The organism is Atlantibacter sp., assembly GCF_032062175.1.
Classification (GTDB): domain Bacteria; phylum Pseudomonadota; class Gammaproteobacteria; order Enterobacterales; family Enterobacteriaceae; genus Atlantibacter.
Window position 1 is genome coordinate 310,180 of the sequence record NZ_DAMBQK010000001.1, and the last position, 14,106, is coordinate 324,285.

Annotated in this window: 12 protein-coding genes; 7 read left to right on the plus strand and 5 right to left on the minus strand. The window is 56.9% G+C overall.

Annotated elements, in window-relative coordinates; translation table 11 throughout:
- Positions 1-14 precede the first annotated feature (14 nt).
- Positions 15-1,310, minus strand: coding sequence for an MFS transporter (locus RT120_RS01405; RefSeq protein ID WP_312978535.1), 1,296 nt, complete (start codon positions 1,308-1,310; stop codon positions 15-17).
- 299 nt (positions 1,311-1,609) lie between these two features.
- On the opposite strand from RT120_RS01405, the gene RT120_RS01410 reads away from it, so the two are divergent.
- Positions 1,610-2,680, plus strand: coding sequence for a LacI family DNA-binding transcriptional regulator (locus tag RT120_RS01410; RefSeq protein ID WP_312978538.1), 1,071 nt, complete (start codon positions 1,610-1,612; stop codon positions 2,678-2,680).
- On the opposite strand, the gene moeB is transcribed toward RT120_RS01410, so the two are convergent.
- Both moeB and moeA read right to left on the minus strand, forming a co-directional pair.
- The gene (gene moeB / locus RT120_RS01415) at positions 2,677-3,426 is read right to left on the minus strand and encodes a molybdopterin-synthase adenylyltransferase MoeB (protein WP_312978540.1); all 750 of its coding nucleotides are present in this window, start codon (positions 3,424-3,426) and stop codon (positions 2,677-2,679) included. The genes RT120_RS01410 and moeB overlap by 4 nt on opposite strands.
- A gap of 2 nt (positions 3,427-3,428) precedes the next feature.
- Entirely contained in the window at positions 3,429-4,661 is a 1,233-nt protein-coding gene (moeA, locus tag RT120_RS01420; protein ID WP_312978542.1) for a molybdopterin molybdotransferase MoeA, read from the minus strand.
- A gap of 205 nt (positions 4,662-4,866) precedes the next feature.
- Between moeA and iaaA the strand changes: the two genes are divergently transcribed.
- The 5 genes from iaaA to gsiD are packed head-to-tail and all read left to right on the plus strand — an operon-like array spanning position 4,867 to position 11,129.
- Positions 4,867-5,829, plus strand: coding sequence for a beta-aspartyl-peptidase (iaaA, locus tag RT120_RS01425; RefSeq protein WP_312978544.1), 963 nt, complete (start codon positions 4,867-4,869; stop codon positions 5,827-5,829).
- Positions 5,774-7,672 carry a glutathione ABC transporter ATP-binding protein GsiA gene (gene gsiA, locus RT120_RS01430; RefSeq protein ID WP_409515015.1) on the plus strand — a complete coding sequence of 633 codons (1,899 nt, stop codon included), beginning with the start codon at positions 5,774-5,776 and terminating at the stop codon, positions 7,670-7,672. The genes iaaA and gsiA overlap by 56 nt, the downstream gene beginning before the upstream one ends.
- A 38-nt stretch (positions 7,673-7,710) precedes the next feature.
- Complete coding sequence (gene gsiB / locus RT120_RS01435) at positions 7,711-9,249, plus strand: glutathione ABC transporter substrate-binding protein GsiB (protein WP_312978548.1); 1,539 nt, start codon at positions 7,711-7,713, stop codon at positions 9,247-9,249.
- A gap of 45 nt (positions 9,250-9,294) precedes the next feature.
- Complete coding sequence (gene gsiC / locus RT120_RS01440; protein ID WP_312978550.1) at positions 9,295-10,215, plus strand: glutathione ABC transporter permease GsiC; 921 nt, start codon at positions 9,295-9,297, stop codon at positions 10,213-10,215.
- Between the two features lie 2 nt (positions 10,216-10,217).
- Positions 10,218-11,129 carry a glutathione ABC transporter permease GsiD gene (gene gsiD / locus RT120_RS01445; RefSeq protein WP_312978552.1) on the plus strand — a complete coding sequence of 304 codons (912 nt, stop codon included), beginning with the start codon at positions 10,218-10,220 and terminating at the stop codon, positions 11,127-11,129.
- 40 nt (positions 11,130-11,169) lie between these two features.
- Here gsiD and rimO read toward each other — a convergent pair whose 3' ends face one another.
- Positions 11,170-12,495, minus strand: a complete 1,326-nt coding sequence (gene rimO, locus RT120_RS01450; protein WP_312978554.1) for a 30S ribosomal protein S12 methylthiotransferase RimO — start codon at positions 12,493-12,495, stop codon at positions 11,170-11,172.
- Between the two features lie 283 nt (positions 12,496-12,778).
- On the opposite strand from rimO, the gene RT120_RS01455 reads away from it, so the two are divergent.
- Positions 12,779-12,979, plus strand: coding sequence for a hypothetical protein (locus tag RT120_RS01455; RefSeq protein WP_312978556.1), 201 nt, complete (start codon positions 12,779-12,781; stop codon positions 12,977-12,979).
- A 6-nt stretch (positions 12,980-12,985) separates the two neighbouring features.
- Here the strand turns inward: RT120_RS01455 and RT120_RS01460 are convergent, their stop codons facing one another.
- Positions 12,986-13,888 carry a LysR family transcriptional regulator gene (locus tag RT120_RS01460; RefSeq protein WP_312978558.1) on the minus strand — a complete coding sequence of 301 codons (903 nt, stop codon included), beginning with the start codon at positions 13,886-13,888 and terminating at the stop codon, positions 12,986-12,988.
- Positions 13,889-14,106 lie beyond the last annotated feature (218 nt).

The following is a 14,106-nucleotide window of genomic DNA, read 5'->3' on the forward strand; positions in this document are numbered from 1 at the left end:
AATGTCCCTTATCTTCAGGCGCGACGCGCGCGGCGTTCAGCGATAAATGCCACCAGGAAGAAGGCCCCGATGAGATCGAAGAAGCCCATGGCGATAAACAGCGGGTTAAAACCGATCTTGTCGGCGGTAACGCCGATAAGCAGCGAGAACAGGAAGCTGGCGATCCATGCGCAAGAGCCACGCATGCCGTTAACGGTCGCCATCTGGCCTTTATCGAACGACTCCACCACCAGTGCGCTGAGCATGCAGGAGATGATCTGGTGCCCGAAGCCGCCGATGGAGATCAGAATGATGGTGATATACGGATCGCGGGTCAGGGCGACGATGGCCAGCGAAACCATTAAAAACGCGCCGGTGACCGAGCTGGCGACCACGGAGTTAACCCGGCTACAGCCAAACCAGCGCGTATAGAGCCGGGTTAAATAGCCGCTGGCGACGCTGCCGAGGTCGGCGGCTAAAAATGGCAGCCAGGCAAACATGGCGATCTGTTTCAGATCCATACCGTGCTCTTTCGCCAGATACAGCGGCACCCAGAAGCTCATCACCGCCCAGGCCGGTTCGGCCATAAACGCCGGAATAGCGATCCCGTAAAAGCGCTTGTTCTTGCCCACGGTTTTCAGGGCGGTAAAAAAGGGGAGTGTGACGGCAGGCGGTTCGTTATCCTGCTGGATATACGCCAGCTCATCTTTACTCAGGTTGGGATGCTTTTCCGGGTTATGGTAAAACAGCCACCACAGCAGCACCCACAGCAGCGCCAGCACGCCGGTAAACATAAACGCGCCTTGCCAGCCGAATGAGGCGTGGGCGAAATAAATAATCGGCGGTGCCAGCATCGCGCCAATCGAAAAACCCACGCCTGCCCAGCCCGCAGCAACCGGGCGCTCCTTTTTCGGGAACCATTCGCCGAGTGTTTTGGCATTGGCGGGCGTGGCTGCCGCACCGCCCATTACAAAGCGCAGCATCGCCAGTTGCAGCCAGCTTCCCGCACCGGCATGGAAAATACAGGTTAGCGCCCAGATGGAGGCGCAAATCAGAAAGCCGATTTTTAATCCGATGACGTCAATCAGCCAGCCGCAGAGGGGCTGGAAAACGGTATACGCCAGCTGGAACGCGCCGACAATCCACGAATACTGCTCAGTGGTAATGCCCAGGCTGTCTTTTAATTCCGGGGCGAGGATCCCCAGCGAGTTACGGGTGATGTAGTTAACCGTCACCCCCATCAAAAACAGGACTAGCACCCACCAGCGCAGGTTTTTCACAACGCGCCGGGTTTTTCCGGTCGCTAACGGTTCGTTCACACCCTGACTCATAACGGTCTCCAGACAGCGTTAATACGGTTTATTGGTATGACAACTCGCGGAACGGGGTTAACCGGACGGCACCGCGTGGATTTCATGTTCCTTTGAATTAGTGTTGATATCGGTCACACATACTGCGTATTGGTTGACCAATGTGAGACTAGTTAACGGTCTGGCGAGTAAAAAGCGGAAATTGTGCAAAAATTCTCATTAATGAGCCAAATTCCACGTTAAGTTATGTTAACCAATGAAAATTGGCTTATTTTTTGCGTGAAAATTTTTTCATTTCATGAACGGGCATGGATCACACAATGAGTAAAAACCTAAAAATCAGCCTGATTGCCCAACAAACGGGTTTGTCGATCAGTACGGTTTCGCGGGTACTGGCCGGGAAATCAAACACCAGCGAAGCGGCACGGGCGCGGGTGATGGACTGCGCCCGCCAGGTTGGCGTGCTTGAGGGAATGGCGGCGGGGCGGCTGTTGTTGAATAACCTGCTGGTGTTCGCGCCGCAGCACGCCTTTGATGAGCGTTCCGATATTTTTTATTACCGGGTGATCCAGAGCATCAATAAGGCGCTGGCTCCCCATGATGTGCGGTTGCGCTACTGTGCGCTGGAAGAAGAGGACAGCGACGCCAACTTGTTTCTGGCGCGGATGAACGAGCCGGATACCCAGGCTGCCCTCCTGCTGGGTATCGACAGCGCGCATATCCACGATCTGGCTGCCGATATCGGCAAACCCTGCGTGTTGATTAACTGCCGCGACCCGAAGATGCGCCTCCCGGCGGTGGCACCGGATCACCGCTCTATTGGCGAGGCCGCTGCCCGGTATCTGTTCGAGATGGGCCATAAGCAGGTGGTCAACCTGTTGTGCTTACGGCGTTACACCATGGATCTCAGACTGGCGGGCATTAAAGAGAGCTGGGAAGCGCACAACCTGACGTTTGATGACTCCCGGCACCTGATTGCCGCCAGCAGTTTCAGCGCAAAAGAGAGCGAGGCGCTGATCGGTGATTTTCTGGCGAACAATGCCGGACCGTTGCCCAGCGCGATTCTGGCGGGTGGCGACTTTATGGCGGCGGGTGCGGTCACGGCGCTGCAAAAAGCCGGGTTGCGGGTGCCTCAGGATATCTCCGTAATGAGCATCGACGCGTTTAACCTGGCGGCTATTCAGGATGTGCCGTTGACCGCAATGCATGTGCCGCGCGATGAGCTGGGGGAAGAAGCGGTGTTGATGCTGCAACAGCGGCTTATCCGGCCTCATGCGCCGTGCGGCACGCTGTTATTGAATGGCACTCTGGCGGTTAGAGAGTCGGTGCGCCGTATCCGCAGCGGCAAACACGCCGCCGGAGTACGGCACAACGGCTTATATGACGATTAATGGCCGCACACCTCGCACTGCGGGTTGCGCGCCAGCTTGATCTCGCGGAACTGGCAGGTCATGGCGTCATACATCACGATTTTCCCTGCGGCGCTTTTGCCGTACTGGGCAAGAATTTTGATGGCTTCCATGGCCTGCATCGCGCCAATCACCCCAACCAGCGGGGCCATCACGCCCGCTTCCACGCAGCTTAACGCGCCGTCGCCGAATAGCCGGCTCAGGCAGCGGTAGCAGGGCGCGTTTTCGCCCCAGGTAAATACCGTGATTTGCCCTTCCATGCGGATCGCCGCGCCGGAAACCAGCGGGATTTTTTCGGCGAACGCCAGCCGGTTGAGCTGATTACGCACCTCGACATTATCAGTGCAGTCCAGCACCAGGTCGTGGGCGGCGATTTGTTTCGCCATCGCCGCGTCGTCCAGCAGGATGGCGACGGTATCAATCACGGCGTTGGGATTGATGGCGGTGAGCTGTTCGCGCGCTGAATCCACTTTCAGCAGCCCGACTGTGGCGTCGCGGTGCAGCGTCTGGCGTTGGAGATTGGATACCGAAACCGTGTCGAAATCGAGCAGGGTTAACTGTCCGACGCCCGCTGCCGCCAGATACTGGCTGGCGGCGCAGCCCAGCCCACCCAGCCCGACAATCAGCACCCGCGCGGCTTTCAGGCGCTCCTGGCCTTCAAAATCGAACCCGCGCAGCACGATTTGCCGGTTATAGCGCATCATTTCCTGGTCGGTGAGCTGCTCCATGGTTAGCCTCCGAACAGATGATTGAACGGCTGGACCTCGACCCATTCACCGGCTTCTACGTTGCCGCGCTCGCGCTCCAGCACGACAAAACAGTTGCCCTGGCTGAATGAGCTGAAAATATGCGACCCCTGATGTCCGGTAGTGACCACTTCCGGCGTGCCGTCCGTGCCGCGCTGCAAAATGCCGCGCTGGAAGTCGAGGCGTCCGGGGGATTTTTTAAAGCGGCCACCGGCGCGTACCCGCAGGGTTTGCGGCAGGGAAGGCGAATGCTGACCGTTCAGCTTAGCCAGTAACGGGATCACCAGTTGATAGAACGTCAGCGCCGCCGAAACCGGGTTGCCCGGCAGGCCGCAGAACCAGCTATCCGGCAGGCGGCCAAACGCGAAGGGTTTGCCCGGCTTGATCGCCAGTTTCCAGAAAGTAATTTCCCCCAGTTCTTCCAGCAGGGTTTTGGTGTAATCCGCTTCGCCCACCGAGACGCCGCCGGAACTGAGCACCAGGTCCGCCTGGCTGTCGGCCTTGATAAACGCCGCGCGCAGCGCATCTTGATCGTCCGGGATAATCCCGAGGTTGATCACTTCGCAGCCGAGCTGTTCCAGCATCACATGGACCGCGAGGCGGTTGGTGTCATAAATCTGGCCGTCGCCGAGCGGCTGGCCCGGCAACTGAAGTTCATCGCCGGTGGAGAAAATCGCCACTTTGGTTTTACGCACCACATCCACATTCGGGATGCCGAGCGACGCCAGCATCGGCAGTTCGCCAACGGTGAGTTTGGTCCCGGCGGTCAGTACCGCCGCATCGCGCTGGATATCCTCCCCGCGCAGGCGAATGTTTTGCCCAGCGCGCACCGGATGCGGGAAACGCACGCCCGCGTCGTTGGCGTCGGCTTCTTCTTGCATGATCACCGCGTCGCAGCCTGCCGGAACCGGCGCGCCGGTCATAATGCGGATGCAGGTGCCCTGCGGCCATTCGCCCTGGAACGGCTGCCCGGCAAACGCTTTGCCCGCCACCGGCAGCACCGCGCCGTCTTTAACATCGCCCAGGCGCACCGCGTAGCCGTCCATTGCCGAATTATCGAAACCGGGAACGTCCATCGGCGAGGTCACATCGCGCGCCAGCACCCGGCCAAATGCCTGTTGCAGCGGTAAGGTTTCGGTATCGGTCAGCGGCGTAATACGGGCAAGCATCTGTCCACGGGCGTCATCAAGCGCCATCAGTCCAGCGGTGAAATCCATGAGCTCTCTCCAGGCGGGAAATAAAGGGTGCATTATGTCAGAAATCGCACGCCAGCGGGATGCCCCATCTGGGGGGAGGGGGCCAGGGCGCTTTACATCACATGTGGCACTTTCTATATTCAAATTCGATATGAATAAATTGCAACGATAATGATATTTATAAAGAAAACGTGGCAATGCCTTATTGATGCAGGATAAAGAGAGCATGGGAAAAGCGGTTATTGCCATACACGGCGGCGCGGGCGCGATTGCCCGGGCCAGCATGAGTACGGAGCGGGAACGGCAGTATATCGCCGCATTAGGCTCGGTTATTGAAGCCGGACAGGCGATTCTGGAGGCGGGTGGCAGCGCGCTGGATGCGGTTACCGAAGCCGTGCGGCTGCTGGAGGAGTGCCCGTTATTTAATGCCGGGATCGGCGCAGTATTCACCCGGGACGCCACCCACGAACTGGACGCCTGCGTGATGGAAGGCCATACCTTAAAGGCGGGCGCGGTGGCGGGAGTAAGCCATCTGCGTAACCCGGTGCTCGCAGCGCGGCTGGTGCTGGAGAAAAGCCCGCACGTGCTGCTGATTGGCGACGGGGCGGAAGCCTTCGCCCGCCAGCACGGGATGGACAGCATCTCGCCGGATATTTTTTCTACCCCGGAGCGGTTGGCGCAACTGCATCAGGCACAGGAACAGAACGCGGTTCAGCTTGACCACAGCGCGCCGCTGGATGAGCGGCAAAAAATGGGCACCGTCGGCGCGGTGGCGCTGGATCGCTACGGCAATCTCGCGGCGGCCACCTCAACCGGCGGGATGACCAATAAATTACCGGGCCGGGTAGGGGATTCACCGCTGCCGGGCGCAGGGTGCTATGCCAATAACGCCAGCGTGGCGGTCTCCTGTACCGGTACTGGCGAAGTCTTTATTCGCGCCCTGGCGGCCTATGATATCGCTGCGCTGATGGAGTACGCCGCACTCAGCCTGCCTGAAGCGGCGGAACGGGTAGTGATGGAGAAGATCCCGGCCCTCGGCGGCAGCGGCGGGCTTATTGCCATCGACCGGGAAGGCAACGTGGCAATGCCGTTTAACAGCGAAGGCATGTACCGTGGCTACGGCTATGTCGGCGATGCGCCTACGGTGGGTATTTATCCCGAAGCAGGAGGCCCTGGTGTCACAGAATGAAACTTTGGCGGACGACGACGTTCTCTCGGTTGAGGATCTCAATATTGCCTTCCGTCAGGAGCAGGGCGTTACCCAGGCAGTCAGTGGGCTGAATTTCTCGCTGCGGCGGGGTGAGACTCTGGCGATTGTCGGCGAGTCCGGTTCCGGGAAATCGGTCACCGCGCTGGCGCTGATGCGGTTAATTGAGCAGGCGGGCGGCGAAGTGACCAGCGGTCCGATGCGGCTGCGGCGGCGCAACGGCCAGATACTGGATCTCTCTACCGCCAGTGCGGGGCGGATGCGCGAAGTGCGCGGGGCGGATATGGCGATGATTTTCCAGGAGCCGATGACCTCCCTGAACCCGGTGTTTCCGGTGGGCGAGCAAATCGCCGAGTCTATTCGTCTGCACCAGGGGCTAAGCCATAACAGCGCGCTGGCGGAGGCGAAACGGATGCTCGATCTGGTGCGCATCCCTGAAGCCCAGTCGATCCTCTCCCGCTATCCGCACCAGCTTTCCGGCGGGATGCGCCAGCGGGTGATGATTGCAATGGCGCTCTCCTGTAAACCGGCAGTGCTGATTGCCGACGAACCGACCACCGCGCTGGACGTCACGATTCAGGCGCAAATCCTCCAGCTAATCCGCGTATTGCAGCAGGAGATGTCCATGGGGGTGATTTTTATCACTCACGACATGGGCGTAGTGGCAGATCTGGCGGATCGGGTGCTGGTGATGTATCAGGGCAAGGCGGTAGAAACCGCCCCGGTTAACGATATCTTTAGCCATCCTCAACATCCCTACACCAAAGCGCTGCTGGCGGCAGTGCCGCGTCTGGGGTCAATGAAAGGCCATCCGCTGCCGCGTAAATTCCCGCTGCTCAACGACGCGGCCGGCGATGAGAAGCGCCCGGAACGCGATACGGTGATTACCGATGAAGGCCCAATTTTGCAGGTGCGTGATCTGGTAACCCGCTTTCCGGTGCGCAGCGGCATTCTCAATCGCGTTACCCGGGAAGTGCATGCCGTCGAGCAGGTTAGTTTTGATCTGTGGCCCGGCGAAACGTTAGCGCTGGTAGGCGAATCCGGCTGCGGGAAATCCACCATCGGGCGCTCGCTGTTAAGGCTGGTAGAGAGCGAATCCGGCAGCATCACCTTCGAAGGCAAGCGCATTGACCGGTTAAGCCCGTCGGAAATGCAGCCGGTCCGCCGGGATATTCAGTTTATCTTCCAGGATCCTTACGCCTCTCTCGACCCGCGCCTGACGGTGGGGTATTCGATTATGGAGCCGCTGCTGGTGCATGGGCTGATGAAGGGCGAAGCCGCCGGGCAGCGCGTCGCCTGGCTGCTGGAGCGCGTGGGGCTCAAGCCGGAACACGCCTGGCGTTATCCGCATGAGTTTTCCGGCGGCCAGCGCCAGCGGATTTGTATCGCCAGGGCGCTGGCGCTCAACCCCAAAGTGGTGATTGCCGACGAGTCGGTTTCCGCGCTGGATGTGTCGATCCGTGCGCAGATCATCAACCTGCTGCTCGACTTACAGCGTGAATTCGGTATCGCCTTTTTATTTATTTCGCACGATATGGCGGTGGTAGAGCGCATCAGCCACCGTGTGGCGGTGATGTACCTCGGGCAGATTGTCGAGATCGGCCCGCGCCAGGCGGTATTTGAGAACCCGCAGCATCCGTATACCCGAAAACTGATGGCCGCCGTTCCGGTGGCTGACCCGGCGCACCGTCGACGCCAGCCGGTGCTGTTATCCGATGAAATACCCAGCGCCACCCGCAGGCGTGGCGATAACCCCTTTGTTGCGCCGCTGGTATCGGTCGGGCCTGACCACTTTGTGGCGCGCCATACCGTCGGTAACACGTAAATCTAACGATAAAAATGCAGGGATAATGAGGAAATAACATGACACAACCTATCACCCGTAAGTTACTGGTCGCAGCCAGCATCAGCGCGGCGCTGTTCGCCGGCTGTGCCTTCGCCGCGAAGGATGTCACCGTGGCGGTGGCGTCTAACTTCACGACGCTCGACCCGTATGACGCCAACGACACCCTGTCCCAGCAGGTCGCCAAATCGTTTTATCAGGGGCTGTTTGGCCTGGATAAAGAGATGAAAGTGAAAAACGTCCTGGCGGAAAGCTACACCGTTTCCGATGACGGGCTGGTATACACCGTCAAACTGCGCCAGGGCGTGAAATTCCAGGACGGCACTGACTTCAACGCCGACGCGGTAAAAGTGAATCTCGATCGCGCCAGCAACCCGGATAACAAACTCAAGCGCTACAACCTGTATAAAAACATCGCCAGCACCGAGGCGGTCGATCCTGCTACCGTGAAGATTACCCTGAAGCAGCCGTTCTCGGCGTTTATTAATATCCTCGCCCATCCGGCGACGGCGATGATTTCTCCGGCGGCGCTGGAGAAATACGGAAAAGAGATCGGCTTCCATCCGGTGGGCACCGGGCCGTATGCGCTGGACACCTGGAACCAAACCGATTTCGTCAAAGTGAAAAAGAATGATGGCTACTGGGAACAGGGGCTGCCGAAGCTTGATACCCTCACCTGGCGTCCGGTGGTCGACAACAACACCCGCGCGGCGATGCTGCAAACCGGCGAAGCGCAGTTTGCTTTCCCGATCCCTTACGAGCAGGCCGCTGTGCTCCAGAAGAACGACAAACTGGATCTGGTGACCACGCCGTCAATCATGCAGCGCTACATCAGCATGAACGTCACCCAGAAACCGTTCGACAACCCGAAAGTGCGTGAAGCCATTAACTACGCCATCAACCGCGATGCGCTGGTGAAAGTCGCCTTTGCCGGGTTTGCGACACCGGCAACTGGCGTGGTGCCGCCCGCTATCGCCTTCGCCGAACCGTTTAAAGCCTGGCCTTACGATCCGGCCAAAGCGCGCGCATTGCTGAAAGAGGCGGGGTATCCGAACGGTTTTGAAACCACTCTGTGGTCGTCCCATAATCACAGCACCGCGCAGAAAGTGTTGCAGTTTACCCAGCAGCAGTTGGCGCAGGTGGGCGTGAAGGTGAAACTCACCGCTATGGATGCCGGGCAGCGCGCAGCGGAAGTAGAAGGCAAAGGCCAGAAAGAGAGCGGCGTGAGAATGTTCTACACCGGCTGGTCGGCGTCAACCGGTGAGGCCGACTGGGCGCTGTCGCCGCTGTTTGCTTCCCAGAACTGGCCGCCGACGCTGTTCAACACCGCGTTTTACAGCAATCCGCAGGTCGATAAAGACCTGACCGAGGCGCTGAAAACCACCGATAATGCCCAGAAAGCGAGCCTGTATCAAAACGCCCAGCAAATTATCTGGAAAGAATCGCCGTGGGTGCCGCTGGTGGTGGAAAAACTGGTTTCCGCGCACAGCAAAACGCTCAGTGGTTTTTACATGATGCCGGACACCGGCTTTAGTTTCGAAGACGCGGATATTAAATAATGGCGCCCCCCCCGCAACGGGGGAGACGCACGCTAAAGGATCGCGATGTTCAGTTATGTGGTGAAACGCCTGCTGGGATTAATCCCGACGCTGTTTATTGTGGCGGTGCTGGTGTTTTTATTTGTTCACCTGTTGCCCGGCGATCCGGCGCGGCTGATTGCCGGGCCGGAGGCCGACGCACAGGTCATTGATATGGTGCGCAGCCAGTTGGGTCTCGATAAGCCTCTCTGGTCGCAGTTTTTGAGCTATATGGGCAACGTGGTCCAGGGCGATTTCGGCACCTCACTGGTGTCGCGCCGTCCGGTTTCTGAGGAGATCGCCAGCCGCTTTATGCCCACGCTGTGGCTAACGATCACCAGTATGGTCTGGGCGGTATTGTTTGGCCTGGCGGCGGGGGTGATTGCGGCGGTATGGCGCAACCGCTGGCCGGATCGCCTGAGTATGACCCTGGCGGTATCCGGCATCTCCTTCCCGGCGTTTGCCCTCGGGATGTTGCTGATGCAAGTGTTTTCCGTGGAGCTGGGCTGGCTGCCGACGGTGGGGGCCGATAGCTGGCAGCATTACATTCTGCCGTCCATCACCCTGGGCGCGGCGGTGTCGGCGGTAATGGCGCGCTTTACCCGCGCGTCGTTTGTCGATGTGCTGGGTGAAGACTACATCCGTACCGCGAGGGCCAAAGGCGTCAGCGAACGTTGGGTAGTAATGAAACATGCGCTACGCAACGCCATGATCCCGGTGGTCACCATGATGGGGCTTCAGTTTGGCTTCCTGCTTGGCGGCTCGATTGTGGTGGAGAAAGTGTTTAACTGGCCGGGGCTCGGGCGCTTGCTGGTCGATTCGGTGGAAATGCGTGACTACCCGGTGATTCAGGCGGAGGTGCTGCTGTTTTCTCTGGAGTTTATTCTTATCAACTTAGTGGTGGACGTGCTTTACGCCGCCATTAACCCGGCTATCAGGTACAAGTAAGGATGCGACTTTTTAACTGGCGCCGACAGGCGGTACTCAACGCGATGCCAACCCTGCATCCTCATCAGGTGCGAACCCCGTGGTCGGAATTCTGGCGGCGGCTCAAGCGCCAGCCGGTGGCGATGATCGCTGGCGGTTTTGTGCTGTTGCTGATTGTGCTGGCAGTAGCGGCCCCGTGGCTGGCACCGTTTGATGCAGAAAACTACTTCGACTATGACCGGCTCAACGACGGCCCGTCGTTAATGCACTGGTTCGGCGTCGATTCCCTGGGGCGCGATATTTTCAGCCGGGTGCTGGTCGGTTCGCGCATTTCACTGGCCGCCGGGGTGCTGGCGGTGCTGGTAGGCGCGGCGATTGGCACGGTATTTGGCCTGCTGGCGGGGTATTACGAAGGCTGGTGGGATCGCATCATCATGCGCATCTGCGATGTGCTGTTCGCTTTTCCGGGGATTTTACTGGCCATTGCCGTGGTGGCGGTGATGGGTAGCGGGATGACCAACGTGATCATCGCGGTGGCGATCTTCAGCATTCCGGCCTTTGCCCGCCTGGTGCGCGGTAATACCCTGGTTCTCAAACACCAGACTTTTATCGAATCGGCACGCAGCATTGGTGCATCGGATTTTACCCTCCTGTTCCGCCATATTTTGCCGGGCACGGTATCGTCGATTGTGGTCTATTTCACCATGCGTATCGGCACCTCAATTATCTCCGCTGCCAGCCTGTCGTTCCTCGGTTTAGGCGCGCAGCCGCCCACGCCGGAATGGGGCGCGATGCTCAATGAGGCCCGCGCCGACATGGTGATTGCACCGCACGTGGCGCTATTCCCAAGCCTGGCGATATTCCTGACGGTGCTGGCGTTTAATTTATTAGGCGACGGACTGCGGGATGCGCTGGACCCGAAAATAAAAGGATAAAAAAAGGCTGCCCCGGCAGCCTTTTTTGAGGGTAGCGCGCTTAAACGCGACTGCCCCACAGATCGTATTCGTCAGCGTTTTCCACTTTCACGCGGATAATATCGCCCGGCTTGACGCCAGTTTCGCCGTTCAGGTAGACCGCACCGTCGATTTCCGGGGCGTCCGCCATGCTGCGGCCAATCGCGCCTTCTTCGTCCACTTCATCAATAATAACCATGATTTCGCGGCCCACTTTTTCCTGTAGACGCTCGGCAGAAATCTGCTGCTGCAACTGCATAAAGCGGTTCCAGCGCGCTTCTTTCACCTCTTCCGGGATTTGGTCCGGCAGTTCATTAGCGCCAGCGCCTTCAACCGGGCTGTACTTGAAGCAGCCAACGCGGTCCAGACGGGCTTCTTTCAGGAAATCGAGCAGCATCTGGAAATCTTCTTCGGTTTCGCCAGGGAAGCCGACGATAAAGGTCGAGCGCAGGGTTAGTTCCGGGCAAATCTCACGCCACTGTTTAATGCGCTGTAGCTGGCGATCCACCGAACCTGGGCGCTTCATCAGTTTTAAAATACGCGGGCTGGCGTGCTGTAACGGGATATCCAGGTAAGGCAGCACTTTGCCTTCGGCCATCAGCGGGATCACATCGTCGACGTGCGGATACGGGTAAACGTAATGCAGGCGCGTCCAGATACCCAGTTTCGCCAGCTGTTCACACAGGCCGACCATACTGGTTTTCACCGGCTCGCCGTTGTGGAAGCCCATACGGTGTTTCACGTCGACGCCGTAAGCGGAGGTATCCTGGGAGATCACCAGAATCTCTTTCACGCCCGCGTCCGCCAGACGTTTGGCTTCCGACAGCACCTCGCCAATCGGGCGGCTAACCAGATCGCCGCGCATCGACGGGATAATGCAGAAGGTGCAGCGATGGTTACAGCCTTCAGAAATTTTCAGATACGCATAGTGGCGCGGGGTCAGCTTGACGCCCTGTTCAGGCACCAGGCTTAAAAATGGGTTGTGCTTCGGTTTCGGCACATAGTGATGCACATGTTCCAGCACCTGCTCGTAGCTGTGCGGCCCGGTGATTTCCAGCACCTTCGGGTGCACTTCGCGGATCTGGTCTTCTTTCGCGCCAAGGCAGCCGGTCACAATAACTTTGCCGTTCTCGTTTAACGCTTCGCCAATGGCTTCCAGCGACTCCTGCACCGCGCTGTCGATAAAGCCGCAGGTATTGACGATCACCATATCGGCGTTGTCATAGCTCGGCACCACGTCATACCCTTCGGTACGCAGTTCAGTCAGGATACGTTCAGAGTCCACCAGATTTTTCGGGCAGCCCAGGGAGACGAAGCCGATTTTCGGCTGGTGTGATACATTGCTCATAAGGTCAAAAAATAGTCAGTTATCGAATAGTCAGGGCAAGGATTGTACGGATTTCCTTGATGAATTTATACAGATCTGTGCGTTAAAGCGGTGAAAGCCGTTGAGCGCCGCTGTGCTTTCAAATGAAGCGCGATATCAAAGCGTTAACCGGGCAGTAAAACGCGTATTTGTTCAAAGAGTTAGCCATTAAGTAATACTTATTTCGCCTTTGCGTTTCACTAATGGGTTTATGAGCGTAAGCAGGTTACTTTGTATTCAGTCACCCACGCTTACGAGGTACTTAATGAAAAGTTTAGATTTACTGGCGAAATTAGAAATGGCAAAAACGCTTCATAACCACGGGGTTGATTTAATTCAAATCGCAACCGCGACGGGGCTAACGCGACCTGAATTAATCGCTGCGCTTAAAATTATTTTCAGGGATGAAATAGACAGCCATCGGAAACAGGCTACCCATGCCGCTTCTGCTGTAGCGCAGGCTTAATTAACCTTACAGGCTGGTTAGTAACCACTGCACCATTTTATTGGTTTCTTTACGGGAGGAACAAAAAAGACTGAATTGCGGTAAAGGGAAGGGCGTTTCCAGTTTTCTTAATTGATACATTTCGGCATAGGTGGCGAATACCTTTTCCGGGATAATCCCCAAACAATTGGTTTTAGAAACGATCAATAGCAGAGAGGAAAATGATGTCGTCAACAGGCATCGTTCACTCGATCTAAATTTTTTATCAACGATGCTACGGTGGTAAATGATTTTTTCGTTTTTAGTATTATAACCAATCAGATTGGCATCTTTAAACAACGCCTCAGTAACCGTATCACCATAGTGTTGATTCTGTTGTGAGACAATCACTACCAGTTTCATATCAGCCAGCTTCTGGCAGGTGATATGACTGTTCTCTACCGCAAACGTGGAAAAAACGACGTCAGCCTGGCGCATATTTAACAGCTCTGTGATCTTATGTTCATTGAGATCGGCAGTGCGGTGCAACAGGCTGATGTCGGAATGCGTCGTGATGATTTTCTGCGTTAATTCAGGAATGACCAGCGGTGAAATAAATGATTCGGTATACAGCGTTAATCTTTTCTTTTTAACGAATGTCGATAGCGGAAGTAAATTCGACAGGTTATCCAAAACAGGCAAGATATTATCGTAGAGCTCATCGGCATAGACGGTGGGCAGCAGCATATTCCCGCTACGAACAAATAAATTGTCGCCCATTAACTCTCGCAATTTTTTCAGCGACTGGCTGACGGCCGAGGCGGAAATGTCCAGCATATCTGCAACCTTGCTAATACTCCCCATGCTGTAAATCAAACAGAAAATCGCCAGTAGGTTGAGGTCAATTTTCGTTAATGCGCAGGTTTGTTCTGAAACTGAATTAATGGACATAGATCCCTCAGCATCGACATGGGTGGACTGCCGGGCATGTTTTTTAACATAGCAGAGAATAACACCGCCGATGGGGTCAGCGGTCGAAAGAGTTACGTCGGTTAGAGAACGCTACAATTCATTCATTCCTGGTATTGACCCCAAACGGTGAGTGGCTTCGCTTCCTGCCGCTTCGCTAAGGTTGTGTCAATGTAAATAATGTTAATGTGTGATAGAAA